This window comes from Pseudomonas sp. EZ-C24 (genome assembly GCF_014525325.1).
Classification (GTDB): domain Bacteria; phylum Pseudomonadota; class Gammaproteobacteria; order Pseudomonadales; family Pseudomonadaceae; genus Aquipseudomonas; species Aquipseudomonas shirazensis.
In genome coordinates this window covers 1-26219 of record NZ_JACDIU010000025.1, presented here as the reverse complement: position 1 = coordinate 26219, position 26219 = coordinate 1, and the positions used below count along the sequence as shown (strand labels likewise).

Here is a 26219-nt window from a genome sequence, read left to right as displayed (position 1 = left end):
CGTGCGCCGATTGAATCCCGCGCCGCCACCCCCCATCTTTGACGCATCCGATGTCCCGCCCAGCGCGTGAGGTAAGCATGAATACCGAAGAACAATCGCTGATCGATGGCCTGTTTGGCCGCATCAAGCAAGCCGAAGACCCCAACCAGCCGCGCGATGCCCAGGCCCAGGCCTGCATCGAAGCGCACCTGCGCACGCAACCGGCGGCGCCGTACTACATGGCCCAGGCGATCCTGGTGCAGGAGGCTGCGCTCAAGCAGCTGGATGAAAAGAACAAGCAGCTGGAGGCCGAGCTGAAGCAGGCCCGCGCCCAGGTCGATGCGACCCGCAGCAGCAACACCAACAGCGGTGGCTTCCTGTCGAGCATCTTTGGTGCCGGTAGCCGCAGCCCTGATCCGCAGCCGCAGCGCCCGGCAGCTCCAGCAACGTCTGGCGGCGGCTGGCGTGACCCTGCGCCTGCTGCGTACAACGCGCCAGCACCAGCCCAGCAACCGCAGCAGCAATCGGCGTTCAATGCCGCGCCGGCCCGCTCGGGTGCATCGAGTTTTCTCGGTGGGGCCATGCAGACGGCAGCCGGAGTTGCCGGTGGCGTGCTGCTGGCGCAGGGCATCAGCAGCATGTTCCACCACAACTCGCAGCCAGACGAAGTGGTCGAGGTGATCAAGGAAGAACCAGCGCCGGCCAGTGACAGCGGCGGCTGGCAAGACCAGGGCGCGCAGCAGCAGGTTGCCGACAACGGTGGCTACGGCGCTGACCAGGGCGGCTACGCCGACACTGACTATGGCAATGACGATGGCGGCTTCTTCAGCGACGACGACAGCTTCGTCTGACAGCTGGCATACTGCTCAGCTTTGCGGGCGCCTGCCCGCTCAGCCGAGGCCTGGATGAAAAAAATCGCGCTGTTCGCCGACGTGCAGAACCTCTACTACACCGTCCGCCAGGCCCACGGCTGCCACTTCAACTATGCAGCGCTGTGGGCCGAAGTGAGCCGCGAAGGCACCATTGTCGAAGCGGTGGCCTATGCAATTGATCGCGGCGACAGCAAGCAACAGCAGTTTCAGCAGATTCTGCGCAACCTCGGTTTCGAGGTGCGCCTCAAGCCGTATATCCAGCGCAGCGATGGCTCGGCCAAGGGCGATTGGGATGTCGGCATTACCCTGGATGTGATCGAAGCGGCCAGCCGGGTCGACCAGGTCGTGCTGGCGTCTGGCGATGGTGACTTTGATCTGCTGCTGGAGCGGGCGATTCAGCGTCACGGGGTAGAAGCAGTGGTGTATGGCACGCCGGGGTTGACGGCGTTGTCGTTGATACGCGCGGCCAGCCGCTATGTGCCGATCGAGGGGCATCTGTTGTTGCGCCACTGATCGTACGCGGTCCCTCTGTAGGAGCGGCCTTGTGTCGCGAAGGGGTCGCGTAGCGGCCCCAGGATTTATGCCGCATCACAAATAGTCGGGGCCGCTGCGCAGCCCTTTCGCGACACAAGGCCGCTCCTACGGGGATCGTGTTCGATCTGTCAGGCAGCGGTGTTCGCAGGTTAAACTGCCGCCTTCGCTGAACCCCCCTGACGGTATTGAAATGAATTTCGCCCAACTCGGCCTGATCGAACCGCTGCTGCGCACCTTGCAGCAGCGCGACTACTCCACCCCGACGCCCGTGCAGGCCCAGGCCATCCCCGCCGTGCTGGCTGGCCGCGACCTGATGGCCGCCGCCCAGACCGGCACCGGCAAGACCGCAGGCTTTGCCCTGCCGGTGTTGCAGCGGCTGGCGCTGGAAGGTGAGAAGGTCGCCAGCAATTCGATCCGCGCGCTGATCCTGGTGCCGACCCGCGAGCTGGCCGAGCAGGTCCATGCCAACGTCCAGCAATACGCCGAAAACCTGCCGGTCTCGACCTACGCCGTGTACGGCGGGGTCAGCATCAACCCGCAGATGATGCGCCTGCGCCGTGGTGTCGATCTGCTGGTGGCGACCCCAGGCCGGCTGCTCGACCTGTTCCGGCAAAAAGCGGTCAAGTTCAGCCAGGTGCAGATGCTGGTGCTCGACGAAGCCGACCGCATGCTCGACCTGGGCTTTGCCGAAGAACTGCAAGCGGTGTACGCCGCACTGCCGCGCAAGCGCCAGACCCTGCTGTTTTCGGCGACCTTCTCCGAGCAGATCCGCATGCTCGCAGGCCTCGCCCTGAACGACCCACTGAGCATCGAAGTCAGCCCGCGCAACGCCGCTGCCAATACCGTCAAACAGTGGCTGGTGCCGGTCGACAAGAAGCGCAAGGCCGACCTGTTCTGCTACCTGCTGCGCAAGCAGCGCTGGAAGCAGGTGTTGGTGTTTGCCAAGACCCGTAACGGTGTCGATCAACTGGTCGAGCGCCTGCTCGCCGAAGGCGTAGTGGCCGACGGCATCCACGGCGATCGCCCGCAAGCGACTCGCCAGCGCGCGCTGGATACCTTCAAGGCCCGCGAGATTCAGGTGCTGGTTGCTACCGACGTGGCCGCCCGTGGCCTGGACATCGACGACCTGCCGCTGGTGGTCAACCTCGACATGCCAATCGTCGCCGAAGACTACGTGCACCGGATTGGCCGTACCGGCCGGGCCGGCAACAAAGGCGAGGCGATTTCGCTGGTATGCGCCGATGAAGTGCAGATGCTCTCGGCGATTGAAACGCTGATCCGCCAGACCCTGCCGCGCCACGAAGAACCGGACTTTATCCCCGAGCACCGGGTGCCGCTGACCGACGCCAGCGGGCAAGTGATCAAGAAACCGAAAAAGCCCAAGAAGCCCAAGGAAAACAGCGCCAAGCGTGGTCTGGGCAAATGGATGGACAGCACTGATTCGGCCGACGCCAAGCCAGCGGTGAAAGCCGTGCGCAAGGTGCCGAGCTTCAACGGTGGCCCGCGCAAGCGCAAGCCGTAGGCTGATCAGAGCCGAGCGCAGACCCTGCGTTCGGCTCGACTCGCCATCAGCGTGCGTTGAGCCACTCGGCCGCAGCCTTGCCCGCACGCAAGCCACTGGCAAAGCACGCCGTGAGCAGATAGCCGCCGGTCGGTGCCTCCCAGTCGAGCATCTCGCCAGCGCAGAACACCCCCGGTAGCTGACGCAGCATCAAGCCCTCATCCAGCCCAGTAAAACGCACCCCACCGGCACTGCTGATGGCCTCGTCCAGCGGCCGCGTGCGTACCAGCTCGATCGGCAGCGCCTTGATCGCCGCCGCCAGTGCCTGCGGGTCAGCAAACGTGGCCTGATCGGTCAGCTCACGCAACAACCCCGCCTTCACGCCATCGATGCCCAACTGACTGTGCAGATGCTTGGCCATCGAGCGCGAGCCACGTGGCTTGGCCAGGGCCAGGGCGATTTTGTCCACAGGCTTGTCTGGCAGCAGATCGAGCAGCAGGGTAGCGCGGCCCTCGCGGTTGATCGCCTCCCGTACCGGCGCCGACCAGGCATACACCAGGCTGCCTTCGACGCCTTGGGCGGTGAGGATGAATTCGCCCTTGCGCGGCGGGCTGCCGGGCATGGCCAGAGCGATGTTCTTCAGTGGTGCCCCGGCAAACTTGTTCACCAGCAGTTCGCTCCAGCTTGCCACTTCAAAACCACAGTTGCTCGGCTGCAATGGCGAGATATCCACAGCCCGCTCTGCCAGCAATGGCAGCCATGCGCCGTCCGAACCAAGCCGTGCCCAACTGCCGCCACCCAGCGCCAGCACCACGGCATCAGCCTGTACGCTCAGTTCGCCCTGTGGATAAGCTATCCGCAGCGCGCCCTCGGCATTCCAGCCCAACCAACGATGGCGGGTGTGGATAACTACGCCGCTGTCGCGCAGGCGCTTGAGCCAGGCGCGCAGCAACGGCGCGGCTTTCATATCGGTGGGGAACACCCGCCCTGAGGTGCCGACAAAGGTCTCGATGCCGAGATCATGTATCCACTGGCGCAGCGCGTCGGCATCAAAGTCGCGTAACAGCGCGTCGATCTCGCGGCTGCGCTCGGCGTAGCGGCCGACAAACGCGGGGTAGGGCTCGGAATGGGTGATGTTCATCCCGCCAACACCCGCCAGGAGAAACTTGCGCCCAACCGACGGCATGGCGTCGAACACCTGCACCGCTGCGCCCGACGCCGCCAGGGCTTCGGCGGCCATCAGCCCGGCGGGACCGGCACCGATAACGGCAACCAGAGGAGGGCGAGCAGGGTGAAGATCAGACATGGTCGGCGGCAACGGGCTGTGGAAAAGAGCCGGCATTCTACCCCAAGCACGCTTTCGCAAGCACTGGTCAAAAAATGATCAGTGCTTTGCAGGCCATACAGCTAGAGGCCTGCAGCGGGTTGCCAGCAGGTTATCCACAGGCGGTTCCACAGTCATTGTGAACAACTGATGACACGCGCTGCAGTGTGATGAAGGATGCCATGGCGCTTGGCCAAGGCCAGGCGGTCCTTGCTGTAGCCGCCACCAATCACCCCGACCACCGGGATATCCCGCCCCAGGCAATGCCGCAGGACCTTTTCATCGCGCGCCGCCAGGCCTTCGTCGGTCAGTTGCAGGTAACCCAGCGCGTCATCCTTGTGCACATCGACTCCGGCGTCGTACAGCACCAGGTCGGGCTGGTACAGCGGCAGCAAATAGTTGAGCGCGTCATCCACCACCTGTAAGTACTCGGCGTCGCCCATGCCCCGCGGCAGCGGGATGTCCCAATCGCTCTGCGCCTTGCGCGCGGGGAAGTTCTGCTCGCAGTGCAGCGACACGGTGATCGCCTCCGGCGTGTCTTGCAGCATGCGTGCGGTGCCGTCGCCTTGATGCACGTCGCAGTCGAAGATCAGCACCCGGTGCACGCGCCCGGCCTCCAGCAGATAACGGCTGATCACCGCCAGGTCATTGAAGATGCAAAAGCCTGCCGGGTGGTCGTAGTGGGCATGATGAGTACCGCCGGCGAGGTGGCAGGCGACGCCGTCGCGCAGGGCCATCTCGGCGCTCAACAGCGAGCCACCGACCGCCCGCACGGTGCGCCGGGCGAGCGCTTCGCTCCAGGGTAGGCCAAGCCGGCGCTGGTCCTCGCGGGACAACTCGCCGCTCATGTAGCGCTCGATATAGCTACGGTCGTGGGCCAGCGCGAGGATGTCGTTGGGGCAGATCTCGGGGCGCAGCAAATCTTCGTCGCGGGTCAGGCCGCTGTCGATCAGGTGGTCGCGCAGCAGGCGAAACTTGTCCATCGGGAAGCGGTGCTCGGCGGGAAACTCCGGGCTGTAGTCGTCGTGGTAGATCAGCGGCAACGGCATGATGGGATCGCACTAGAGATGTGTGTGGATAGTGCCAGCTCCGGTGGCCGTTGGGCTATTGCCGGGCGCCGCCGCGTTGCTGGGCCTACCCTGTAAGATGCGATACGATCTTTTCGGAGCTGGCTGATGACGCTGATCCCCAAACTTGAGAGCGCCCGCCTGATCTTGCGCCAGTGGCACGACGAAGACCTCGCCGAGTTTGCCGCGATGTCTGCTGACCCCCAGGTAATGCGTTACTTCCCGGCGCCGTTGAGCCGGGTCGAGGCGGCTGCGTTGATCGGCCGGGTGCGCGGTCACTTCAATGAATACGGCTACGGCCTGTGGGCGCTGGAGCGCAAGGACACCGGCGCGTTCATCGGCATGACCGGCCTGCTCAACGTCAACTTCGACGCGCCGTTCGCCCCGGCGGTGGAAATCGGCTGGCGCCTGGCCCGCCGGCACTGGGGCCTGGGTTTTGCCAGCGAAGCGGCCTGGACCTGCCTGCGCTGCGCCTTCGCCCAGCTGCGTCTGGAGCAGGTGGTGTCGTTCACCAGCGAGAGCAACCTGGCGTCGCAGAAGGTCATGCAGGCCATCGGCATGCAGCAGGACCTCGACGGCAGCTTCGACCACCCCAAGCTTGCCGCCGATGACCCGCTGCGCCGGCATGTGCTGTACCGCATCGACCGCGCCCACTGGCAGGACACCCTGCACGGCTGAATGGCGCTGCATGCATAGCGCTGATGACAAATTCTGTATCATCTTGTCTTTCAAAAATGCTGTAGCGCCGTGCTGCCTAGCTAGGAGAACACCCCCATGAGCCACGTGTTGGACGACCTGGTCGACCTGTTGAGCCTTGAAGCGATCGAGGAAAACCTGTTCCGTGGCCGCAGCCAGGACCTGGGCTTTCGCCAGTTGTACGGCGGCCAGGTGCTCGGCCAGGCGCTGTCGGCTGCCAGCCAGACAGTCGAAGACGCCCGCCATGTGCATTCGCTGCATGGCTATTTCTTGCGCCCGGGCGATGCCAGCCTGCCGGTGGTGTATTCGGTTGATCGCGTGCGTGACGGTGGCAGCTTCAGCACCCGTCGGGTGACTGCGATCCAGAAAGGCCACACCATCTTTACCTGCAGCGCCTCGTTCCAGTACGACGAAGAAAGCTTCGAGCACCAGGCGCAGATGCCCGATGTGGTCGGCCCGGAAAACCTCCCCAGCGAAGTCGAACTGGCCAGCGCCATGGCCGAGCAACTGCCCGAGCGCATCCGCGACAAGGTGCTGTGTGATCGGCCGATCGAAGTGCGCCCGGTAACCGAGCGCGACCCGTTCAACCCCAAGCCCGGCGACCCGGTCAAATACGCCTGGTTCCGTACCAGCGGCAGCCTGCCGGACGTGCCCGCGCTGCACAAATACCTGCTCGCCTACGCCTCCGACTTTGGCCTGCTGACCACCGCGCTGCTGCCCCATGCCAAGTCGGTGTGGCAGAAGGACATGCAGATCGCCAGCCTCGATCACTCGCTGTGGTTCCACCGTGACCTGCGCGCCGATGACTGGCTGCTGTATGCCACCGACAGCCCGTGGGCCGGCAACGCCCGTGGCTTCTGCCGCGGCAGCATCTACAACCGCGCCGGGCAACTGGTTGCCTCATCGGCCCAGGAAGGCCTGATTCGCCATCGCAAGGACTGGTCATGAGCCTCTCGACAGTACGCAACTGGGTGTTCGACATGGACGGCACGCTGACCGTGGCGGTGCATGATTTTGCCGCCATCCGGGTAGCGCTGGGCATTCCGCCCGAGGACGATATTCTTACCCATCTGGCCGCCTTGCCTGCTGCCGAGGCCGAAGCCAAGCACGCCTGGTTGCTCGAACACGAGCGTGACCTGGCCGTGGCGTCGACTGCCGCAACGGGCGCGGTCGAGCTGGTGCGCGAACTGGCCGGGCGTGGTTGCCAGTTGGCGATCCTCACCCGTAATGCCCGCGAGCTGGCCCACGTCACCCTTGAGGCCATCGGCCTGGCCGATTGTTTCGACAAGGAGCTGGTGCTCGGCCGCGACGAAGCCGCGCCCAAGCCAAGCCCCGATGGTCTGCTGAAAATCGCCCAGGCCTGGGACGTCGATCCCAGCGAGCTGGTGATGGTCGGCGATTACCGCATCGACCTGGAATGCGGCCGCACCGCGGGCGCACGCACGGTACTGGTCAACCTGCCGGACAACCCCTGGCCAGAGCTGACCGACTGGCACGCCGCCGACTGCCGCCAGCTGCAGGCGCTGCTCGGCTAAGCTGCACAGCCCCCCAACCACTCACAGAGGAACAGCTGTCATGACCAGCAAGGCCATCTACGTTCAGCCCGGCGGCGGTTACGCCAACGTCCAGATCGGCACCTGCGAGGCTGCCGCGCCGCAGGCCGGCGAGATCAGCGTGCGCCTGCACGCCAGCTCGCTCAACTACCATGACTTTGCCGTGGTCAGCGGCATGTGGGGGCCGAGCGAGCGGCGCATTCCGATGGCCGATGGCGCTGGGCAAGTGACGGCGGTGGGCGCGGGCGTCACCGAGTTCAAGGTCGGCGATGCGGTGGTCAGCACGTTCTTCCCCGACTGGCTCGACGGCCAGCCGCTGGTCGAGGGTTTTGCCAGCGTGCCTGGCGATGGTATCGATGGCTATGCGCGCCAGCAGGTTACTGCGCGCGCGACCTCGTTCACCCGTGCGCCGAGCGGCTATAGCCATGCCGAGGCCGCAACCCTGACCACGGCAGGGCTGACTGCCTGGCGTGCACTGATGGCCGATGATCAGCTGAAACCCGGCGATAGCGTGCTGGTGCAGGGCACAGGTGGTGTGTCTATCTTTGCTCTGCAGTTCGCCAAGCTGGCCGGCGCTACGGTGATCGCCACCTCATCCAGCGATGCCAAGCTGGAGCGGCTCAAGGCGCTGGGCGCCGATCATGTGATCAACTACCGCAGCACCCCGGCCTGGGGCGAGCAGGTGCGCAAGCTGACCGACAATCGCGGCGTCGATCATGTGATTGAAGTCGGCGGCCCGGCCACCCTTGAGCAGTCGATGATCGCGGCGCGGATTGGCGGGCATATCTCGCTGATCGGGATTCTTACCGGCGTCGCCGGGGAGTTGCCATTGGTGCAGGCACTGGTGCGGCAGATTCGTCTGCAAGGCGTGCTGGTCGGCAGCCGCGCGCAGCAGCAGGCCATGGTTCGCGCTATCGACGCCAATGGCTTGCGGCCGGTGGTCGATAAGCACTTCGAGCTGGAACAGATCGTCGAGGCGTTCCAGCATCAGGAAAGCAATCGCCACTTCGGCAAGATCTGCCTGACGTTTTGAGGACGTTGGGGGCTCAAGGCCGCTCCTACAGACTACCGCGTACCAACGACTTACGCGGTCACCTGTAGGAGCGGCCTTGTGTCGCGAAAGGGGCGCGAAGCGCCCCCGGCGTCCCCGACTCTTCACTCGGGCAGCAAGCGGTCGCGGCTGTTGGACAGGTGCAGGCAGATCGCTGCCCGCGCCGCATCCGGGTCCTGCCGGCGGATGGCATTGAGGATCGCCTCATGTTCCAGGTTGGCCAGGTAGGCATGCCGGGCCAGCTTGGCGCCTGAGCGCTCATCGGCCGCCATGCGGTTGCGCGGGATCAAGCCGCTGCCCAGTTGCGCCATGGTCTCGCTGAAATACAGGTTGCCGGTGGCCTCGGCAATCAGCAGGTGAAAGCGCCGGTCGGGTTCGATGCAACTGTCGCCGGCGGCGGCGAGGTCCTGATGGTCATCCAGCGCCTGGCGCATACGCTGCAACTGGCTGTCAGTCCGGCGCAGCGCGGCCAATGCCGCAGCCTGGCCCTCCAGACCAATCCGTAATTCCAGCAGATCACGCACGCTGGCTGCGCTTTCGGCGCCGACGCGCAGGCCGCTTTGTGCCTGGCGTTCGATAACGAAGGTGCCGATGCCATGGCGCGGCTCGACCAGCCCGGAAGCCTGCAACTTGGATAACGCCTCGCGCACCACGGTGCGGCTGACGGCGTGCTCGCGTACCAGGGTGTTTTCCGAGGGCAGCTTGTCGCCGGGCTTGAAGGTGCCGAGCAGAATCTGCTGGGTCAGGCTCGAGACCAGATCATGGGCGCGGCTGTGGCCACGTTTACGCGGGGGATCGATGGCTTCGGGGGCGGTCATGGGCGGCTCCGCAACGGTTCAGACAAGTGCCAGAGGCTCGCGGCGAGATTAGCATCAGAGCTTGTCTGACAAGTTGAAATTTCAAATTATTTTCATCGGCACAAATCAGACAGGTGCTGTCGTTGTTTAAACCCTATTCATTATTTTTGCCGATTTTATTCACTTTATAAGCTTGTATTTCGCTTTTTGCTGACCGTTCAGCATCTTGTCGTACAACTGCGTGAGGCCTATTCTGGCCTCCACTGGCATGTCAGACAACCAAGCGCGCTGCCCGCCGCTGTGACCGCCATCGACCCGCACAAAAACAATTAGTGGGAGATTCTGCAGTGAACGACACCCTCGCTCCGTCCGCACGGCGTGACGACGTGTTGACCAGCGCCGTGGCCAAGGTCAAACGCCACGTCCTGCCGCTGTTCGTCATCATGTTCATCGTCAATTACCTGGACCGCGTCAATATCGGCTTCGTCCGCCCGCACCTGGAGAGCGACCTCGGCATCAGCGCCGCCGCCTACGGCTTTGGCGCCGGGCTGTTCTTTATCGGCTACGCCTTGTTCGAGGTGCCGTCGAACATGCTCCTGCAGCGCGTCGGCGCCCGTGTGTGGCTGACCCGCATCATGTTCACCTGGGGCCTGGTGGCAACCGCCATGGCCTTCGTCCAGACCGAAACCCAGTTCTATGTGCTGCGCTTTTTGCTTGGCGTGGCCGAGGCGGGGTTCTTCCCGGGGGTGATCTATTACTTCACCCGCTGGTTGCCTGCGGCTGAGCGTGGCAAGGCGATTGCGATATTCCTCAGTGGTTCGGCAGTCGCCTCGCTGATCTCCGGGCCGTTGGCCGGCATGCTCATGCAGATTCAGGGCTTCGGCATGCATGGCTGGCAATGGATGCTGTTCATCGAAGGCATGGCCTCGGTGTGCCTGACCTTTGTGGTGTGGTTCTGGCTCGACTCCAAACCCCACGACGCCAAGTGGCTGAGCCGTGCCGAGCAGGACGCGCTGGTCGAGACCATCGACCGCGAGCAGCGTGAGCGCGAGGCGAGCGGGGTGGTAAAGACCTCGGCCTGGCGCCTGCTCAAGGACCGGCAGATTCTGCTGTTTTGCGGCATCTACTTCTGCATCCAGCTGACCATTTACGCCGCGACCTTCTGGCTGCCGAGCATCATCAAGCGCATGGGTGATCTGTCCGACATCCAGGTCGGCTTCTTCAACTCGATCCCGTGGCTGATCTCGATCATCGCCATGTATGCCTTCGCCGCCGGTTCTGCCCGCTGGAAGTTCCAGCAAGCGTGGGTCGCCGCGGCGCTGATCATCGCCGCCATCGGCATGTTCATGTCCACCACCGGTGGCCCGGTGTTCGCCTTTGTCGCGGTGTGCTTTGCCGCCATCGGCTTCAAGTCGGCTTCGGCGCTGTTCTGGCCGATCCCGCAGGGCTACCTGGATGCGCGCATCGCCGCGGCGGTGATCGCCTTGATCAACTCGGTCGGCAACCTCGGCGGCTTTGTCGCGCCAACCACCTTCGGCTTGCTCGAGCAGCACACCGGCTCGATCCAGGGCGGCCTGTATGGCCTGGCGGTGACCTCGGTACTGGCGGCGATCGTGGTGTTCTTCGTGCGCACCGGCCCCAAGGCCAACACGCCCAATGACCTCAAACCGCAGTCGGCCCTGAGCCAGACCCACTGACCCGGCAGGACAACAATAATGACTATGCATAACCCAGCAGACACCTTGAACGCCACCCAGGCTCACAATGGCACCCCCGTGGTCACCGATTTGCGCGTGGTGCCGGTAGCCGGCCACGACAGCATGCTGCTCAACCTCAGCGGCGCCCATGGCCCGTACTTCACGCGCAATATCGTCGTGCTGCGCGACAGCGCCGGCAACACCGGCGTGGGCGAAGTACCTGGTGGCGAGACCATCCGCCAGACCCTCGAAGACGCCCGCAGCCTGGTAGTCGGCCAGCCCATCGGCCATTACCAGCGCGTGCTCAACGCCATGCGCCAGACCTTTGCCGGGCGCGACGTCGGCGGCCGCGGCCTGCAAACCTTCGACCTGCGTATCACCGTACACGCGGTGACCGCCATCGAGTCAGCGCTGCTCGACCTGCTCGGCCAGCACCTCGGCGTGCCCATCGCCGCCTTGCTCGGTGAAGGCCAGCAGCGCGATGCGGTGAAGATGCTCGGCTACCTGTTCTACATCGGCGACCGCCAGCAGACCGATCTGGCCTACCGTAACGAACACGATGCCGATGACGACTGGCTGCGCCTGCGGCACGAAAAAGCCATGACCCCAGAAGCGATCGTGCGCCTGGCCGAGGCCGCCAAGGCCCGTTACGGCTTCAGCCACTTCAAGCTCAAGGGCGGCGTGCTGCGGGGTGAGGACGAGATCGAAGCTGTTACCGCCCTGGCCGAACGCTTCCCGCAAGCGCGCATCACCCTCGACCCCAACGGCGCCTGGTCACTCAAGGAAGCGATTGCCCTGTGCCGTGACCAGCACCATGTGCTGGCCTACGCCGAAGACCCTTGCGGTGCCGAAAACGGTTACTCCGGGCGTGAGGTGATGGCCGAGTTCCGCCGCGCCACCGGGCTGCCGACCGCGACCAACATGATCGCCACCGACTGGCGGCAGATGGGCCATGCGATCCAGCTGCAGTCGGTGGATATCCCGCTGGCCGATCCGCACTTCTGGACCATGCAAGGCTCGGTGCGCGTCGCGCAGATGTGCCATGACTGGGGCCTGACCTGGGGTTCGCATTCGAACAACCACTTTGATATTTCCCTGGCAATGTTCACTCAGGTGGCGGCCGCGGCGCCGGGGGAGATCACGGCGATCGACACACATTGGATATGGCAGGACGGCCAGCGTTTGACCCGTGAGCCGCTGCGGATTATCGATGGCCATGTGCGCGTGCCGGCGCTACCGGGGTTGGGGGTGGAGCTGGATGAAGATCAGTTGGCCAAGGCGCATGAGTGCTATCGCAACATGGGTTTGGGTGCGCGGGATGATGGGGTGGCGATGCAGTACCTGATTCCGGGCTGGAAATTCGATAACAAGCGGCCTTGCCTGGTGCGCTAGAAGACCGTGTAGCATTCCAGCGACGCGGTCTTTGTAGGAGCGCCCCGGCAAGGCCGCTCCTGCATAGACCGCGCATCATCGGCAATCCACGGCTGTACCCGACAGAAAACCCTGTCCGTTGCTACCCCTCCAGCGCGCCATGGCGCAATCAGATATGCCATTCACGACATTTGCCGCGATTCGATATCCGCTGTCGTGATCGCGCACCTGCAAGGCGGTCTCGCATAATTTCCAGCCGCTCTGGCCCGGTTAAATGGATGTGCATTCGAGCTGGCGCGCTGCTCTGTAAAGCGTGTAAAACGTCCCGCCAAGAGCACAAGAAATGTGCCTACCCCCTTGTATTCGAAGGAGATTATTTTCGCCTACGCCTGCCCGTCCTTCCTTGTGTCAGCAAAAAGAGAACAAGATCAATGAACACCGTGGGATCTGCTGGAAGTAACCTCGCGCAAGGGTTCAAACCCCGTCACGTCACGATGCTGTCCATCGCCGGCATTATCGGAGCGGGGCTCTTCGTCGGCTCCGGGCATGCCATTGCGGCAGCCGGCCCAGCCACCATCATTTCTTATTTCGTTGCCGGTACCCTGGTGGTGCTGGTGATGCGCATGCTCGGCGAAATGGCCGTCGCGCACCCCGACACCGGTTCGTTTTCAACCTACGCCGACCAGGCCATCGGCCGCTGGGCCGGCTACACCATCGGCTGGCTGTACTGGTGGTTCTGGGTCCTGGTGATCCCCATCGAGGCCCTTGCCGCCGGGCATGTGCTCAACGCCTGGTTCCCACAGGTGGACAGTTGGATCTTTGCCCTGGCCTCGATCATTCTGCTGGCCGGCACCAACCTGTTCAGCGTGGCCAAGTACGGCGAGTTCGAGTTCTGGTTTGCCATTCTCAAGGTCGTGGCCATCCTCGGTTTTATCGGGCTGGGCTTTGCTGCGTTGCTGGGCTGGTTGCCCAACCGCGAAGTCAGCGGCCTCAGCACGTTGGTAGACGAGTACGGCGGCTTCGCACCAAAAGGCTGGTCGGCCGTGATCGGCGCGTTCATCACCGTGATGTTCAGCTTTATCGGCACCGAGGCCGTAACCATCGCCGCCTCCGAGTCCAGCGACCCGTCGCGCAACATCGCCAAGGCCACCCGCTCGGTGATCTGGCGGATCAGCACCTTCTATATTCTGTCGATCTTCGTGATCATCTCGATCGTGCCGTGGAATGACCCGCAACTGGCGGTGGTAGGCTCGTACCAGCGCGCCCTGGAAATCATGAACATCCCCAACGCTGCGTTCATGGTCGACTTCGTGGTGCTGGTCGCCGTGGCCAGCTGCATGAACTCGTCGATCTACATCGCCTCACGGATGATGTATTCGCTGGCCAAACGCGGTGACGCCCCGGCTCTGCTGAAAAACACCTCGAAGGTCGGCGTGCCGCGTGCCGCTGTGTTCGGCAGCACCTTGATCGGCGCGGCGATTGCGATCCTCAACTATTTCGCTCCGGCCGGTGTGTTCGAGTTTCTGCTGGCCAGCTCTGGGGCGATTGCGCTGTTGGTGTACATGGTGATCGCCATCTCGCAGCTGCGCATGCGCCGCCGCCTGGAGCGGGAGAACACCGAGCTCAAGTTCCGCATGTGGCTGTTCCCGTACCTGACCTGGCTGGTGATCATCTTCATCGCCGCGGCCTTGAGCGTGATGATGTACACCCCCGAGCACCGCGCTGAAGTGTCGGCAACCCTGGGCCTGGCAATTGCCATCTCGTTCCTTGGCATCATCACTACCCGCGGCCACGCCCGCACCGCCGCAGCCAAGGCGCTGCCCCTGTAGGGGCGTCCTTGCCGGAGCGCCGGACCGGTCGGAAAGGCCAGCGCAGCTGGCCCGGCGATGTTGGCGGCGAAGCGGAAAATTTGGGGCCGCTACGCGACCCTTTCGCGACACGAGGCCGCTCCTACAGGGATCCGTGCATGGCATTGCTGTGCGCGGTCTGGAGCGGCTTTGTCAGTGCCCTCAGCTTGCCCAAGAACGCATGCGGCGATTGCCCCCGGACCTGACCTGGCTGGTGATCATCTTCATCGCAGTTGCCCTGATAACAGGCGTAAAGAGTGGATGGCCGTGATGTATCCGTGCCATCACTTTTTTCGTACACTCCGCGCACTGAGTTCGCAATGGAGTGCGCAACATGCGTCGTGCTGCTGGATTGGCCGTGGTTATGGGTATGTTGTATCTGGTGCCGGCGCTGGCCAGCGAACCTGCAAAAGATCCGCTGCTGGACGCGCCCCAGGCCACTGCGCAAGCGGCACCGGCCAGCGCCCGCGGCGTGCTCAGGGCGCGCGACCAGGCGGTGCTGTCGAGCGAACTGGCCGGGCGCATCGTCGAGATGCCTTACGGCGACGGTGAAGCGTTCCAGAAGGGCAGTGTGCTGGCGCGCTTCGATTGCAGCGCCTATCAAGCCCAGCTCAATGCCGCTCAGGCCGCCGTGCGCGCCGCCCGCGAAGAACTCAATCACAACAAGCAACTGGCCGCGCTGAAGTCGGTCGGCCAGTTTGCCGTGTCGTTGGCCGAAGCCAAGCAAGCGCAGGCGCAGGCCGAGGCGCAGGTCTACCAGGTGCAGGTCAAACGCTGCGTGATCACCGCACCGTTCGATGGCCGCGTGGTGCAGCGCCGCGCCCAGCCGCACGAAAGCGTCGCCAGCGGCACGCCGCTACTGGAAGTGGTCGACAACCGCTCGCTGGAAATTCAGTTGCTGGTGCCGTCGCGCTGGCTCGGCCGGCTCAAGCCTGGGCAAGCCTTTGAGTTCGTCCCCGATGAAACCGGCCAGCCGCTGCAGGCCCAGGTCAAGCGGGTTGGCGCGCGCATCGATGAAGGCAGCCAGACCTTGCTGCTGATCGGCACATTGCCGCAACAGGCCCCCGGGTTGCTGGCGGGCATGAGCGGTTCGGCGCACTTCGCGGAGCTGCAATGACCGCGGCGGCGGGCGGCGCTGTCGAGCGCGCGTTCGCTGTATTTCTCGGCTTGCAGCGCCAGGCCCGGCAGGCGGCCACGGCCGAGCAGCTGGGCTTCACCATGGTCAACGATGGCCAGGCCTTGTTTGGTTTTCGCCATGCCGCGCTGTTGATCGCGGGCAAGGTGCAGGCGCTGACCGGCATCAGCGTGGTCGAGGCCAACGCGCCGTTCGTGGCGTTCGTCGAGCGCGCCGCCGCCAGCTTGCACAGCCGTGGCGCCGAGGCCGGGCCGGTTGATCCGGCTGAGCTGGACGAGCAGACGGCCGGTGAGTGGCAGGCGCTGTCAGCCGCCCACGCCTGCTGGTTACCGCTGAACGATCGCCAGGGGGAAACCTTCGGTGGCCTCTGGCTGGCCCGCGAGCAGCCGTTCAGCGAGGCCGAGCTGACCTTGCTCGGGCAACTGGCCGAGACATACGCGCATGCCTGGTTGGCGTTGCGCCCGGGCAAGCCGTGGCGGCTGCGCTGGCCACGGCGGCGCATTGCCATGGTGCTTGGCGCAGCTTTGCTGGTGCTACTGGTACCGGTGCGCCAGGCCGTGCTGGCCCCCGCTGAAGTGGTGCCGTTGGGCGGCCGTGTGGTGGCCGCGCCGCTGGATGGGGTGGTGGCCGAGATCCTGGTCAAACCCAACCAGCGGGTGGAGGCGGGCGAGCTGTTGGCGCGGCTCGACGCTACCACCCTCAAGGCCCAGGCCGATGTCGCCGAGCGCTCGCTGGACGTGGCCGAGGCTGAACTCAAGGCCAGCACCCAGCGTGCGTTCTCCGATGCGCAGTCCAATGCCCGCCTCGATCTGCTCGCCGCGCGGGTAGAGCAGAAACGCGCCGAGCTCGACTATGCCCGGCAACTGCTGGCGCGCAGCGAGATTCGCGCCGAACGCGCCGGCATCGCGGTATTTGCCGATGCCGAGCGCTGGACTGGCAAGCCGGTGCAGACCGGTGAACGGCTGATGCAGATTGCCGACCCCAATCAGGCGCAGCTTCGTATGGAGCTGCCGGTGGGCGATGCCATCGCGTTGCAGCCCGGCGCTGAAGTGGCGCTGTTTCTCGACAGTGACCCGTTGCAGCGTCACGTCGCCAGCCTGGAACGTGCGGCCTATGAAGCGCAGTTGACCGCCGCCGGGCAACTGGCCTATCGGCTGGATGCCAGTTTTGCCGACAGCCCGCCGCGCATTGGCCTGCGCGGCACAGCCAAGCTTTATGGCGCGCGGGCGCCGCTGGTGTATTACCTGCTGCGTAAACCGCTGGCCGCGCTGCGCCAAGGGCTGGGTGTTTGATGCTGCCGGCGCTGCGTGCAGACCTGCAGCTGTCAGCGGCCGCCCCGGCGTTCGATGGCGCGCCGCAATGGACCCTGGCCGACCCGCTGCGCGGGCGTTATTTCAAGTTGGGCAGCCCGGCGGTGCGGTTGCTGCGGCACTGGGCGCTGGGTGATCCGCAGCGGGTGTTGGCAGCTGCCAATGCCGAGCCAGGGATCCCCCTGCAGGAAGGCTTGTTGGAAGAGCTGCTGACATTTCTTGGCCAGCACGACCTGATCGCTGCACTCGACCCGCGCCAGCGCGCCAGCTATGGCCTCAAGGCCGCCGGTAGCCGGCAGAGCCTGGGTACCCGGGTGCTGCACCAGTACCTGTTTTTCCGCATCCCGCTGTGGCGTCCGGATGCTTTCCTCAATCGTGCCTGGCCAGTGCTTGAGCGTAATGGTGGCTGGATCCTGCGCTATTGCCTGCCGCTGCTGTTCATCTTCGGCCTGTTTCTGGTGATGCGTGACTGGTCGCGATTTATCGCGACCTTTCCGCACCTGTTCAGCTTCGGCGGGGTGTTGGCGTTTGGCGTGGCGTTGACGTTCGCCAAGCTGCTGCATGAATTTGGCCATGCGTTCATGGCCAAGCGCGCGGGCTGTCGAGTGCAGAGCATGGGGCTGGCGTTCATGGTGTTGCTGCCGATGTTCTACACCGATGTCAGCGATGCCTGGCGGGTCAGTGACCGTCGCTCGCGCTTGCTGATCGATGCCGGTGGCGTGTTTGCCGAACTGGTGCTGGCAGTGTTGGCCCTGCTGGCCTGGTCGTTGCTGCCGGACGGACCGGCGCGCACGGCGGCATTCATGCTGGCCACTGCAACCTGGGTGACCACTTTGCTGATCAACCTGAACCCATTCATGCGCTTTGATGGATATTTTCTGGTCAGCGACCTGTGGGGCGTGGAGAACCTGCAGAACCGCTCGTTTGCGTTGTGCCGCTGGCAGCTGCGCGAGACGCTGTTCGGCTACGGCGACCCTGCGCCGGAGCCGTGGCCGACGTTGATGCGCCGACGTTTGCTGGTGTGGGGCTACTGCTCGTGGGTCTGGCGCGCAGTGCTGTTTTTTGGTATCGCCCTGGCGGTCTATCACCTGTTCTTCAAGGTGCTGGGGATATTTCTGATGGCGGTGGAGCTGGTCTGGTTCATCGGCCTGCCGGTGTACAAAGAGCTGCGCCACTGGTGGCAGCGGCGCGCTCAGGCGACCCCGCACAAGTTGTTCTGGTTAGGCGCCGGTTTGCTGGCCGTGCTGGCGGTGTTGTTGCTGCCGTGGCGCACCGCAGTCGAAGTGCCGGCAGTGCTGGAAGCCTCACGAACTTCGGCATTGCACGCGCCGGTCGCCGCCCGCCTGACCGCGCTGCATGTGCAGGATGGCCAGGTAGTCAGCCAAGGCCAGTTGCTGCTGGAACTGGAGTCGCCCGATCTGGATTCACGGCAGGTGATCGTACGCCGGGAAATCGAGATTCTGCAGTTGCTGTCACGGCGTCAGGCCAGCCGCAGCGAAACCGCAGGTGATGCGGGCATTCTGGAGCAGCAACTGGCCGAGGCGGTCGCCGAGTACCGCGGCCTGGCGGCTCAGCGCGAGCGCCTGCAGATCCGCGCGCCGCAAGCGGGGGTAATGCGCGACCTGCCGCCTGAGTTGACGCCCGGGCTGGGGCTCAGCCCGAGCCAGACCCTCGGCCGAATCGTCGAGCCTGGCGTGCGCTTGCGGGGTTATCTGGCCGAAGCCTCGCTGTGGCGGGTCGCGCCTGGCAGTATCGGGCGCTTCATTGCCGATGATCCGGCGCGGGCGGCTATCGAGGTGCGTCTGGACACAATCGACGCCACCGGCGTTAGCTATGTCGAGCTTGAAGCGCTCACCTCCGATCATCACGGCCCGATTGCCGTACGCCGCGACACTCAGCACCGCGCCGAGCCGGTCCAGGCCCAATATGGCGTGCGCCTGAGCCCGCTGAGTGACATAGCGGAAGTCGACCAGCCACGGCGCGGCGTGGTGGTGCTGGAGGGTGCTGGCGAGTCGTTGCTCGGTGGTCTGTGGCGACGCCTGGCGGCGCTGGGTGTGCGCGAAAGCGGTTTCTAGAGTTGTGCTCAACGGTAAGGAGTGACCATGCCTGAAGTCCCGCTGCCCCTGTGTTCGCGGTTGCCGCTGGCGGTAGATCTGGCCGCGCTGTTGCAGGCCTTGGCGCAAGTCGACAGTGGCCTCTGGCGAGGCCACTTCAACACCGCTTATCACCAGGGTGACTGGAGTGGCATCGACCTGATCGCCGCCGCCGATGCGCACCTGCCGCTGGCGCCCGGTGCCGGTGCGCCGGTGCAGCAGCAGACCTGGCAGCACGAGCCCGCCTGGCATAGCCTGCGCGAAAGCCTGGGCAGTGATTTGCGCGCGGCGCGGTTGCTGCGCCTGGGGCCGGGCGCGCGGATTCATGAGCACCGCGACCCTGACCTTGGCCGCCCCGACGGCTGCCTGCGCCTGCATGTACCGTTACTCAGCCCGGCCGGGGTGGAGTTTTTGCTCGATGACCAGCAGGTGCCGATGCAGCCTGGTGAATGCTGGTTCCTCGACCTGTCGCGGCCGCATCGGGTCGACAACTGCAGCGAGGCCGAGCGGATCAATCTGGTCCTCGACTGCGAGCCAACGCCAGCCTTGCTCAGCCTGATCGAGCAAGGCCTTGAGCAAACTCCGCAGTTGCAGGCGAGTCGCGCCGGGCAAGCCTTTGCCCAGTTCAGGCTGCTGCTGACGGCGCGGCCTGAGCTGGCCGCGAGCCTGCAGGCGCTGACCGAGCCGCAGGCATTCATCGAGCACACCCGGCAGCTGGGCGCCGCAGCGGGCCTGTATTTCGCCGAGGCAGACGTGCGCAGCGCGATGCGCCAAGGCAAACAAGCATGGAACGACCAATGGCGAGTGTGAACCCCGAACTGGATTTTACCGGCTGGCTGCCGATCCGCAGTTGGCAGCGCGCCGGCGAGTGGCGGGTTGACTGGTGCTGGTTTGGCCAGCAGCGCCTGACCAGACCGTTTTTGCGTGACGACGTCGATGCCGCGCTGCGCCTGCCGTTCAACCAGGCGTTTCGCCGCGAAACCGGCCTCCAGGCGTTGCTCGACTGGCAGCAGCGCAGCCCGGGCATCAGTCCCAGCGCGCTGGTGTTTCATGCCTCGCGGTGTGGCTCGACGCTGATCGCACAACTGCTGGCGGGGCTTGAGCGCAACATCGTGCTGTCAGAGCCACCACCGCTGGACAACCTGCTGCGCGCGCATCTTGTGGATGCCGACGCCAGCGCCTGGCAGCCGCGCGCGCTGTCGGCGTTGTTGTCTGCCTATGGCCAGCGCCGCCGCGGTGACGAGCAGCAGTTGCTGATCAAACTGGATGCCTGGAACGTGTTCGAGGGCGCGCAACTGTGCACGTTGTACCCAGACACACCACGGATTTTTCTCTACCGCGACCCCTTGGAAATCGTCGTTTCGCAGATGCGTCAGGCCGGCATGCAGCGGGTGCCAGGCCTGCTTGGCGTGACCGCGCTGGATCAACTGCTGCCGGACGCAGCAGGCATGGACCCGCTGCAGTACACCTGCCGGATGATCGCCGAAGTGCTGCGCGCGGGCCTTGAGCTGTGCCAGCGCCACGGTGCGGTCGCGGTCAACTACAACGAGCTGCCGCACGCCTGTTGGGGGCGACTCGCGCCGCTGTTCGCGGTCACTGCCGAGGACCACGCGCAGTTGCAGCAGACTGCCGCATTCGATGCCAAGCAGCCGTACATGGCCTTCGCGGCGGACAGCCAGCGCAAGCGGGATGACGCCAGCCCCGAGGTACGTCAGGCGGTCACTCGCTGGGCGGCTGATGCGTATATTTCCTTGGAATCCATTCGCTTGCAGCGCAGCTGAAGCAAGGTGTCAAAAAGGCCTCATACAGGCGTTTGATAAAATAGTGGCATTTGGCTTCTTCTGCGCTAGCAGGCGGGCTGGCAGTTCGGCTACGCTGCCGCCCATATTGTCTGACAGTCCATCATGGAAGCGCGCCCCGGCTTGGGGAAACATTGCACGGAAGCAATCCCGCCATGTCATCGCCCGAGGTTTCTCTTCGTCCGTGTGTGGACGCCGACCTGGCGTTCCTGAGTGCTCTGTACGCGCACACCCGCTCGGCGGAAATGGCCCAGCTGGGCTGGCCAGCGGCTGCGGTCGAGGCCTTTGTTGCCCAGCAATTCGCGGCTCAGCTGCAGCACTACCAAAGCCACTATGGCGACGCCCAGCAGATGATCATCGAGGCGGCTGGTGAACCTGTCGGCCGCGCTTATCTGCACTGGAGCGCAGCCCAGCTGCACATCATCGACATCAGTTTGCTGCCGGCCTGGCAAGGGCAGGGCATCGGTACCCGGCTGCTCGGCCAATGGCTGGCCCGCGCCGATGCCAGCGGCTTGCTCGTCAGCCTGCAAGTGCTGGCCGGCAATCCGGCACAGCGGCTGTACCTGCGTCACGGTTTTCAAGCGAGCGCGGATGACGGCTTGTATCTGCACATGCAGCGCCAACCTTTGCTCAGCGCAGCGTAAGTAATCATTGTTTGCGGGCCATCTGGCTCGGGTTTTCAGTGCAGTCAAAGGAGCGCAGTAGATGAGTGATCCGTTTCTTGGTGAAATCAGAATGTTCGCCGGCACGTACGCGCCGCGCGGCTGGGCACTCTGCCAGGGGCAGTTGCTGCCCATCGTGCAGAATCAGGCGCTGTTCTCATTGTTAGGCACCTATTACGGTGGCAACGGCACGACAAACTTCGCCCTGCCTGACTTGCGCGGTCGCGCGGCGATCGGCACCGGCCAAGGCCCCGCCTTGTCTCAAATCGATCTGGGCGAATCATCGGGCAGCGAAGCGGTCACTCTGACCGCGAACAATATCCCGCAGGTGCCGGTCAACCTGGCTGCGGTGAAAGCCACAGTTGCTGTGCCGGCATTCAGCGGTGACGCCGACAGCAACTTGCCTGCGAGCAACCGTGTGCTGGCCAAGTCGGTGGATGCCGACGGTAGTGGTGTGAACGTCAGTATCTTCAGCGAAAGCGCCGCCGATACCGCGCTCACAGCGTTCCAGGCGCCATTGACCGGATCGGCTACGGCTGGCGGCAGTTCGCTACCGATCAGCGTGCGCAATCCCTCTCTGGGCGTGAACATGATCATTGCGGTTGAAGGTATTTACCCGTCGCGCAACTAAGCCTGACAGGTACGGCGCCTGCCGCAGCTACCGCGCTGCGGCAGGCGCCGGCAATTCCCAAGGACATTGCCGGTTTCCGTCAGGAGGCCGGCTGGAAACACCAGCACAAGGCTGAGCGAGGACATCATGGCATTCTGGAAACGCGGCACGCGCACCACCCCACCTACCGTTTCCGTGAGTTCGCCGAGCCTGATTCAGGCCCTCGAACCGCGCATGATGTTCGACGCCTCGGTGCCGGTGGTTGCCGACCAGGCGGCGCTGGCCGTCGAAGCCGCAGCCGCTGCCGCGGGGCACGACCCGGCCAGCAGCCAGGATGCCGCCAGCGAGCATGACCCCGCACCTGCCACAGCAGCGCCGGCCACCGCATCGGCGGATGTCGCCGGCGGCCATGAAGTGGTGTTCATCGACTCGGCGGTCAGCGATTACCAGAAGCTGATCGCCGGCCTGCCCGAAGGCGTCGAAGTGGTAGTGCTGGACAACAGCAAGGACGGCCTCAAGCAGATCGCCGACTACCTCGACGGGCGCAAGGACATTGCCTCGATCGATATCATCAGCCATGGCGACGCGGGCTATATCTACCTGGCCGGCGATGCGATCTGGACCAATCAGCTAGACGCCCATGCGGCCGACCTGGCGCGCATCGGTGCCAGCCTGGCCGAAGGCGGTGATGTGCGCTTCTTCGCCTGCAATACCGGCGCAGGCGCCGAGGGCCAGCAGTTCGTCAACGAAGTGTCGCGCCTGACCGGCGCTGATGTCGGCGCCTCGAATGACGCCACCGGCAACCGTGCCGGTGAGGATTGGCAGCTGGAAACCGTTGCTGGCGCAGTCGCCAGCGGAGTCGGTGTGCAGCGCGGCGACATGTCGGCGTTCACCACCTCGCTGGCAACCATCACCGTCACCGACACCGATGCTTCGTCGACCGTGGTCAACGGCAAGGTCTCGCTCGCCGAGGCCATCCAGGCCGCCAACAGCGATGTCTCGGTGGATGGCTCAGCGGCCGGCAGCGGCAGTGACATCATCGTCTTCCACCAGGACCTCAAGGGCCAGACCATTCGCTGGTCATCTGCGACCGCCTTGGCCGTGACCAGCACGATCACCATCAACGGTGATGTCGACGGCGACGGCGTCGGCGACATCATCCTCAGTGGTGACGTCAACAACAACGGCTCGCGTGACGCGCTGGAGTCCTCCGGCCTCGCCATTAATTCCGGCGCACTGACGGTGCGCAATCTGGATTTTCGCGGGTTTTCCGGAAACATCAACGGCGGCGTCCTGCGTGCCAACGGCGGCGCGCTGACGGTTGAAGACTCGAACTTCCAGAACAACTCGGGCACCGTGATCAACTCCACCACGGCGGTGGGCACCGCCATCACGCTGCGCAACAGCACCTTGCACGACAACAGCAGCACGATCGTTGGGGCAACCGCCATGAGCTCGTTGGTGCGGCTGGCCGGCACCGGTAGTTATGTGCTCGAGAACGTTGCGATCTACAACAACAGTGGTACCCATGCCGGCGGCGGCACAGTAGCTTCAGGGGGGATCCTGATCCTGAACTCGGCCACGGTGCAGATCGTCAACAGCACCATTGCCAACAACGTCTTTACCTATACCGGCGCGGGCGGCATCAGCAGCGCCGGCCTCGGCTGGACGGGAACTGCGACGGGCCTGATCGCCGTGCAGAACACCATCATCAGCGGCAATACGGTCAACAGCGTTGATGCCAATCTGCAAGCTGGCACCGCCTACACCAACACCACCAACCTGATTGGCACCACCGTCAACTTCGTCGACGCCGCCAATGGCGACCTGCGCCTGGCGGCCAGCGCCAGCAATGCGATCAACCAGGGCACCAGTGCGGGCGCCCCCACCACCGACCTGCGTGGCTTCGAGCGCCCGCGCGGCGGCGCGGTGGATATCGGTGCCTACGAGGTGCTGTACGACAGCGCACCGCTGGTCGACCTCGACAGCACTACAGGCGGTAACGACAGCAGCGTCGATTTCAACGGCAGCGCGGTGACGCTGCTGCCGAACATCGTCATCACCCAGAGCGACGGCGACACCCAGGTCAGCGGGGCCAGCCTTAGCTTGAGCGGCAGCCTCGATGGCAACAGCGAAGTGCTGCTGCTCAGCGCCGGCCAGCTCGCTACCGCTGCCAGCTACGGCATCAGCGTGACCGGCTCGGGCACCTCGACACTGGCCCTCAGCGGTGTCGCCACGCTGGCCCAGTACCGCGCCGTGCTGGCCGCAGTGCAGTACAGCAACAGCACGCCGGCCTATACCGCAGGCACTCGCAGCGTGACAGTGCGGGTCAACGATGACATGGGCAGCACCGCGCGCACCGCGCTGGTGGTGGTGCAGCCGCTGAATGCGGCGCCGGTGATCGGCAACCTCAACGGCGACAGTGCCGCCTTCACTCAAGGTGGCGGCGCGGTGCTGATTGACGCCGGCGGTAACGCTACGGTGAGCGACAGCGACTCGACCGATTTTGCCGGTGGTGCGTTGACCGTGTCGGTCTCGGGCAATGCCGCGCCGGGCGAGGACCGCCTGGCGATTCGCAACCAAGGCAACGGTGCCGGCCAGATCGGCGTCAGTGGCAGCAGCGTCAGCTACGGCGGCACCGTGATCGGCACGCTCAGCGGCGGCAGCGGCGGTAGCAATCTGGTCGTCAGCCTCAACGCCAATGCCAACGCCGCTGCGGTCGAGGCGCTGGTGCGCAACCTGACCTACGACAACAGCAATGCCAGCAACGCGATTGGCCAGGCGAGCCGCACGCTCAGCGTGACCGTCAGCGATGGTGACGGCGCGACCTCAAGCGTCGCCAACGTCGTGGTTGCCGTGCGCGAGACCGTGCCGCCAACCGCAACCATCGTTGTCAGCGACAGCACCTTGCTGGCCGGTGAAACCACCCTGGTCAGCATCACCTTCAGTGAGGCGGTCAGCGGCCTGACCGTTGGCGACTTCACGGTGGCCAACGGCGTATTGAGCAACCTCAGCAGCGGCGACGGTGGCATCACCTGGACCGCCACGCTCACGCCCAGCAGCGCCACCACCGACAGCAGCAACCTGATTTCCCTGAATAACGCAGGGGTCACCGACGCCGCCGGCAATGCCGGCGTCGGTACTACCGAGTCGAATAATTACGCCATCGATACCGAGCCTCCGACGGCAGTCGTGAGCCTGTCCAGCAGCAGTTTGCTCGCGGGCCAGACCGCCGTGGTGACTATCACCTTCAGCGAGGCCGTGAGCGGCTTCACCCTGGCCGACCTGAGCGTCTCCAACGGCGCCTTGAGTGGTCTGAGCAGCAGCGACGGCGGCATCACCTGGACCGCGCTGTTGACCCCGACCGCAGACTCGACCAGCGTCGCCAATGTGGTCAGCGTCAACTTGGCGGGGGTTGCTGATCTGAGCGGCAACGCCGGCGCCGGCTCGGCTCCGTCACCGGCCTACAGCGTCGACACGGCACGGCCCACCGCCAGCATTGTGGTTGCTGATACGGCGCTGCGGGCCGGTGAAACCAGCTTGGTCACCATTACCTTCAGCGAAGCCGTCACTGGTTTCAGCAACGTTGACCTGAGCGTCGCCAACGGTTCGCTCAGCAGCGTCAGCAGCAGCGACGGCGGCGTTACCTGGACGGCGACCTTCACCCCCGACGCAGATATCACCAGCACCGGTAACCTGATCAGCCTGGACAACAGCGGAGTCAGCGACCAGGCGGGCAACACCGGTATCGGCATCACCGACTCGAACAGCTTCGCCATCGATACCCAACGCCCGACCGCGACTGTCGTGGTCGCTGACAACCTCTTGGGCATCGGCGAAACCTCGATTGTTACGGTCACCTTCAGTGAGGCGGTGATCGACTTCACCGAGGCTGACCTGTCTGTCACGGGTGGCGTGCTGAGTAGCTTCACCAGCAGCGATGGCGGGGTCACCTGGACCGGCACTCTGACCCCAGCCAGCAACGTATCCAGCGCTGTCAATTTCATTTACCTGAGCAACTCTGCCGTCGTCGACCAGGCCGGCAACAGCGGCATCGGCATTACCGCGTCGAACAGCTTTGCCGTCGACACCCAGCGCCCGACTGCCGTGATCAGCATGGCCGACACCGCGCTGAGCGCTGGCGAAAGCACGCTGGTGACCTTCACCTTCAGCGAGGCTGTGAACGGCTTCGACAACTTTGACGTGAGCGTGGCCAACGGCACCCTCGGCAATGTAACCAGCATCGACGGCGGCATCACCTGGACGGCGTTGTTCACGCCGACGCTGCAGGTGCAGGACGGCACCAACCTGATCACCCTGA

Annotated in this window: 21 protein-coding genes; 18 read left to right on the top strand and 3 right to left on the bottom strand. The window is 64.6% G+C overall.

The window, feature by feature from the left end:
- The first annotated feature begins 77 nt into the window (after positions 1–77).
- The 3 genes from IDM28_RS19585 to IDM28_RS19575 all read left to right on the top strand — a co-directional run bounded on the left by IDM28_RS19585 (position 78) and on the right by IDM28_RS19575 (position 2907).
- Positions 78–830: a DUF2076 domain-containing protein gene (locus IDM28_RS19585; RefSeq protein WP_188036714.1), complete on the top strand. Its 753-nt coding sequence runs from the start codon at positions 78–80 to the stop codon at positions 828–830.
- Between the two features lie 54 nt (positions 831–884).
- Entirely contained in the window at positions 885–1364 is a 480-nt protein-coding gene (locus tag IDM28_RS19580) for an NYN domain-containing protein (protein WP_101322228.1), read from the top strand.
- Positions 1365–1575: 211 nt separating this feature from the next.
- Positions 1576–2907, top strand: a complete 1332-nt coding sequence (locus IDM28_RS19575; protein WP_188036713.1) for a DEAD/DEAH box helicase — start codon at positions 1576–1578, stop codon at positions 2905–2907.
- Between the two features lie 46 nt (positions 2908–2953).
- On the opposite strand, the gene IDM28_RS19570 is transcribed toward IDM28_RS19575, so the two are convergent.
- Both IDM28_RS19570 and IDM28_RS19565 read right to left on the bottom strand, forming a co-directional pair.
- Positions 2954–4192: a TIGR03862 family flavoprotein gene (locus IDM28_RS19570; protein WP_188036712.1), complete on the bottom strand. Its 1239-nt coding sequence runs from the start codon at positions 4190–4192 to the stop codon at positions 2954–2956.
- A 152-nt stretch (positions 4193–4344) separates the two neighbouring features.
- Positions 4345–5259 carry a histone deacetylase gene (locus IDM28_RS19565; protein WP_188036711.1) on the bottom strand — a complete coding sequence of 305 codons (915 nt, stop codon included), beginning with the start codon at positions 5257–5259 and terminating at the stop codon, positions 4345–4347.
- Positions 5260–5385: 126 nt separating this feature from the next.
- Here IDM28_RS19565 and IDM28_RS19560 point away from each other — a divergent pair, with 126 nt between their 5' ends.
- The 4 genes from IDM28_RS19560 to IDM28_RS19545 all read left to right on the top strand — a co-directional run bounded on the left by IDM28_RS19560 (position 5386) and on the right by IDM28_RS19545 (position 8559).
- Positions 5386–5955 carry a GNAT family N-acetyltransferase gene (locus IDM28_RS19560; protein ID WP_101322225.1) on the top strand — a complete coding sequence of 190 codons (570 nt, stop codon included), beginning with the start codon at positions 5386–5388 and terminating at the stop codon, positions 5953–5955.
- A 96-nt stretch (positions 5956–6051) separates the two neighbouring features.
- A complete protein-coding gene (tesB, locus tag IDM28_RS19555; RefSeq protein WP_101322224.1) occupies positions 6052–6921 on the top strand; it encodes an acyl-CoA thioesterase II in 870 nt (289 codons plus the stop codon).
- On the top strand, positions 6918–7508 hold the full coding sequence (locus tag IDM28_RS19550; protein ID WP_188036710.1) for an HAD family hydrolase: 591 nt from the start codon (positions 6918–6920) through the stop codon (positions 7506–7508). The genes tesB and IDM28_RS19550 overlap by 4 nt, the downstream gene beginning before the upstream one ends.
- A 40-nt stretch (positions 7509–7548) precedes the next feature.
- Positions 7549–8559 carry a zinc-dependent alcohol dehydrogenase family protein gene (locus IDM28_RS19545; RefSeq protein ID WP_150571272.1) on the top strand — a complete coding sequence of 337 codons (1011 nt, stop codon included), beginning with the start codon at positions 7549–7551 and terminating at the stop codon, positions 8557–8559.
- Positions 8560–8681: 122 nt separating this feature from the next.
- On the opposite strand, the gene IDM28_RS19540 is transcribed toward IDM28_RS19545, so the two are convergent.
- The gene (locus tag IDM28_RS19540) at positions 8682–9395 is read right to left on the bottom strand and encodes a FadR/GntR family transcriptional regulator (RefSeq protein WP_101322221.1); all 714 of its coding nucleotides are present in this window, start codon (positions 9393–9395) and stop codon (positions 8682–8684) included.
- 326 nt (positions 9396–9721) lie between these two features.
- Between IDM28_RS19540 and IDM28_RS19535 the strand changes: the two genes are divergently transcribed.
- The 11 genes from IDM28_RS19535 to IDM28_RS19485 all read left to right on the top strand — a co-directional run.
- Positions 9722–11071, top strand: coding sequence for an MFS transporter (locus tag IDM28_RS19535; protein ID WP_101322220.1), 1350 nt, complete (start codon positions 9722–9724; stop codon positions 11069–11071).
- A 24-nt stretch (positions 11072–11095) separates the two neighbouring features.
- Positions 11096–12463 (top strand): glucarate dehydratase, encoded by a 1368-nt coding sequence (gudD, locus tag IDM28_RS19530; protein WP_188036727.1) that lies wholly within the window; start codon positions 11096–11098, stop codon positions 12461–12463.
- 410 nt (positions 12464–12873) lie between these two features.
- Positions 12874–14271, top strand: coding sequence for a GABA permease (gene gabP, locus IDM28_RS19525; protein ID WP_101322219.1), 1398 nt, complete (start codon positions 12874–12876; stop codon positions 14269–14271).
- A 352-nt stretch (positions 14272–14623) separates the two neighbouring features.
- The gene (locus IDM28_RS19520) at positions 14624–15406 is read left to right on the top strand and encodes an efflux RND transporter periplasmic adaptor subunit (protein WP_150571271.1); all 783 of its coding nucleotides are present in this window, start codon (positions 14624–14626) and stop codon (positions 15404–15406) included.
- Positions 15403–16716, top strand: a complete 1314-nt coding sequence (locus tag IDM28_RS19515; protein ID WP_150571270.1) for an efflux RND transporter periplasmic adaptor subunit — start codon at positions 15403–15405, stop codon at positions 16714–16716. Before IDM28_RS19520 ends, IDM28_RS19515 begins: the two co-directional genes overlap by 4 nt.
- Positions 16713–18809 (top strand): biotin/lipoyl-binding protein, encoded by a 2097-nt coding sequence (locus tag IDM28_RS19510; RefSeq protein ID WP_188036709.1) that lies wholly within the window; start codon positions 16713–16715, stop codon positions 18807–18809. The genes IDM28_RS19515 and IDM28_RS19510 overlap by 4 nt, the downstream gene beginning before the upstream one ends.
- A 27-nt stretch (positions 18810–18836) precedes the next feature.
- Complete coding sequence (locus tag IDM28_RS19505; protein WP_188036708.1) at positions 18837–19637, top strand: aspartyl/asparaginyl beta-hydroxylase domain-containing protein; 801 nt, start codon at positions 18837–18839, stop codon at positions 19635–19637.
- Positions 19625–20608 carry a sulfotransferase family protein gene (locus IDM28_RS19500; RefSeq protein WP_188036707.1) on the top strand — a complete coding sequence of 328 codons (984 nt, stop codon included), beginning with the start codon at positions 19625–19627 and terminating at the stop codon, positions 20606–20608. Before IDM28_RS19505 ends, IDM28_RS19500 begins: the two co-directional genes overlap by 13 nt.
- 173 nt (positions 20609–20781) lie before the next feature.
- Positions 20782–21270 carry a GNAT family N-acetyltransferase gene (locus IDM28_RS19495; protein ID WP_150573883.1) on the top strand — a complete coding sequence of 163 codons (489 nt, stop codon included), beginning with the start codon at positions 20782–20784 and terminating at the stop codon, positions 21268–21270.
- Between the two features lie 61 nt (positions 21271–21331).
- Positions 21332–21919, top strand: a complete 588-nt coding sequence (locus IDM28_RS19490; RefSeq protein WP_188036706.1) for a phage tail protein — start codon at positions 21332–21334, stop codon at positions 21917–21919.
- 126 nt (positions 21920–22045) lie between these two features.
- Positions 22046–26219, top strand: a 4174-nt coding sequence (locus IDM28_RS19485) for an Ig-like domain-containing protein (protein ID WP_262500173.1), incomplete at its 3' end; no start/stop codon positions are given.

What these genes read in the sequence shown, in the direction of transcription:
- IDM28_RS19560 (WP_101322225.1), top strand. Translation starts at nt 5,386, where the DNA reads ATGACGCTGATCCCCAAACTTGAGAGCGCCCGCCTGATCTTGCGCCAG.
- tesB (WP_101322224.1), top strand. Translation starts at nt 6,052, where the DNA reads ATGAGCCACGTGTTGGACGACCTGGTCGACCTGTTGAGCCTTGAAGCG.
- IDM28_RS19565 (WP_188036711.1), bottom strand. Translation starts at nt 5,259, where the DNA reads ATGCCGTTGCCGCTGATCTACCACGACGACTACAGCCCGGAGTTTCCC.
- IDM28_RS19575 (WP_188036713.1), top strand. Translation starts at nt 1,576, where the DNA reads ATGAATTTCGCCCAACTCGGCCTGATCGAACCGCTGCTGCGCACCTTG.
- IDM28_RS19515 (WP_150571270.1), top strand. Translation starts at nt 15,403, where the DNA reads ATGACCGCGGCGGCGGGCGGCGCTGTCGAGCGCGCGTTCGCTGTATTT.
- IDM28_RS19490 (WP_188036706.1), top strand. Translation starts at nt 21,332, where the DNA reads ATGAGTGATCCGTTTCTTGGTGAAATCAGAATGTTCGCCGGCACGTAC.
- IDM28_RS19495 (WP_150573883.1), top strand. Translation starts at nt 20,782, where the DNA reads ATGTCATCGCCCGAGGTTTCTCTTCGTCCGTGTGTGGACGCCGACCTG.
- IDM28_RS19585 (WP_188036714.1), top strand. Translation starts at nt 78, where the DNA reads ATGAATACCGAAGAACAATCGCTGATCGATGGCCTGTTTGGCCGCATC.
- IDM28_RS19580 (WP_101322228.1), top strand. Translation starts at nt 885, where the DNA reads ATGAAAAAAATCGCGCTGTTCGCCGACGTGCAGAACCTCTACTACACC.
- IDM28_RS19505 (WP_188036708.1), top strand. Translation starts at nt 18,837, where the DNA reads ATGCCTGAAGTCCCGCTGCCCCTGTGTTCGCGGTTGCCGCTGGCGGTA.
- IDM28_RS19540 (WP_101322221.1), bottom strand. Translation starts at nt 9,395, where the DNA reads ATGACCGCCCCCGAAGCCATCGATCCCCCGCGTAAACGTGGCCACAGC.
- IDM28_RS19500 (WP_188036707.1), top strand. Translation starts at nt 19,625, where the DNA reads ATGGCGAGTGTGAACCCCGAACTGGATTTTACCGGCTGGCTGCCGATC.
- IDM28_RS19545 (WP_150571272.1), top strand. Translation starts at nt 7,549, where the DNA reads ATGACCAGCAAGGCCATCTACGTTCAGCCCGGCGGCGGTTACGCCAAC.
- IDM28_RS19520 (WP_150571271.1), top strand. Translation starts at nt 14,624, where the DNA reads ATGCGTCGTGCTGCTGGATTGGCCGTGGTTATGGGTATGTTGTATCTG.
- IDM28_RS19550 (WP_188036710.1), top strand. Translation starts at nt 6,918, where the DNA reads ATGAGCCTCTCGACAGTACGCAACTGGGTGTTCGACATGGACGGCACG.
- gabP (WP_101322219.1), top strand. Translation starts at nt 12,874, where the DNA reads ATGAACACCGTGGGATCTGCTGGAAGTAACCTCGCGCAAGGGTTCAAA.
- IDM28_RS19570 (WP_188036712.1), bottom strand. Translation starts at nt 4,192, where the DNA reads ATGTCTGATCTTCACCCTGCTCGCCCTCCTCTGGTTGCCGTTATCGGT.
- gudD (WP_188036727.1), top strand. Translation starts at nt 11,096, where the DNA reads ATGCATAACCCAGCAGACACCTTGAACGCCACCCAGGCTCACAATGGC.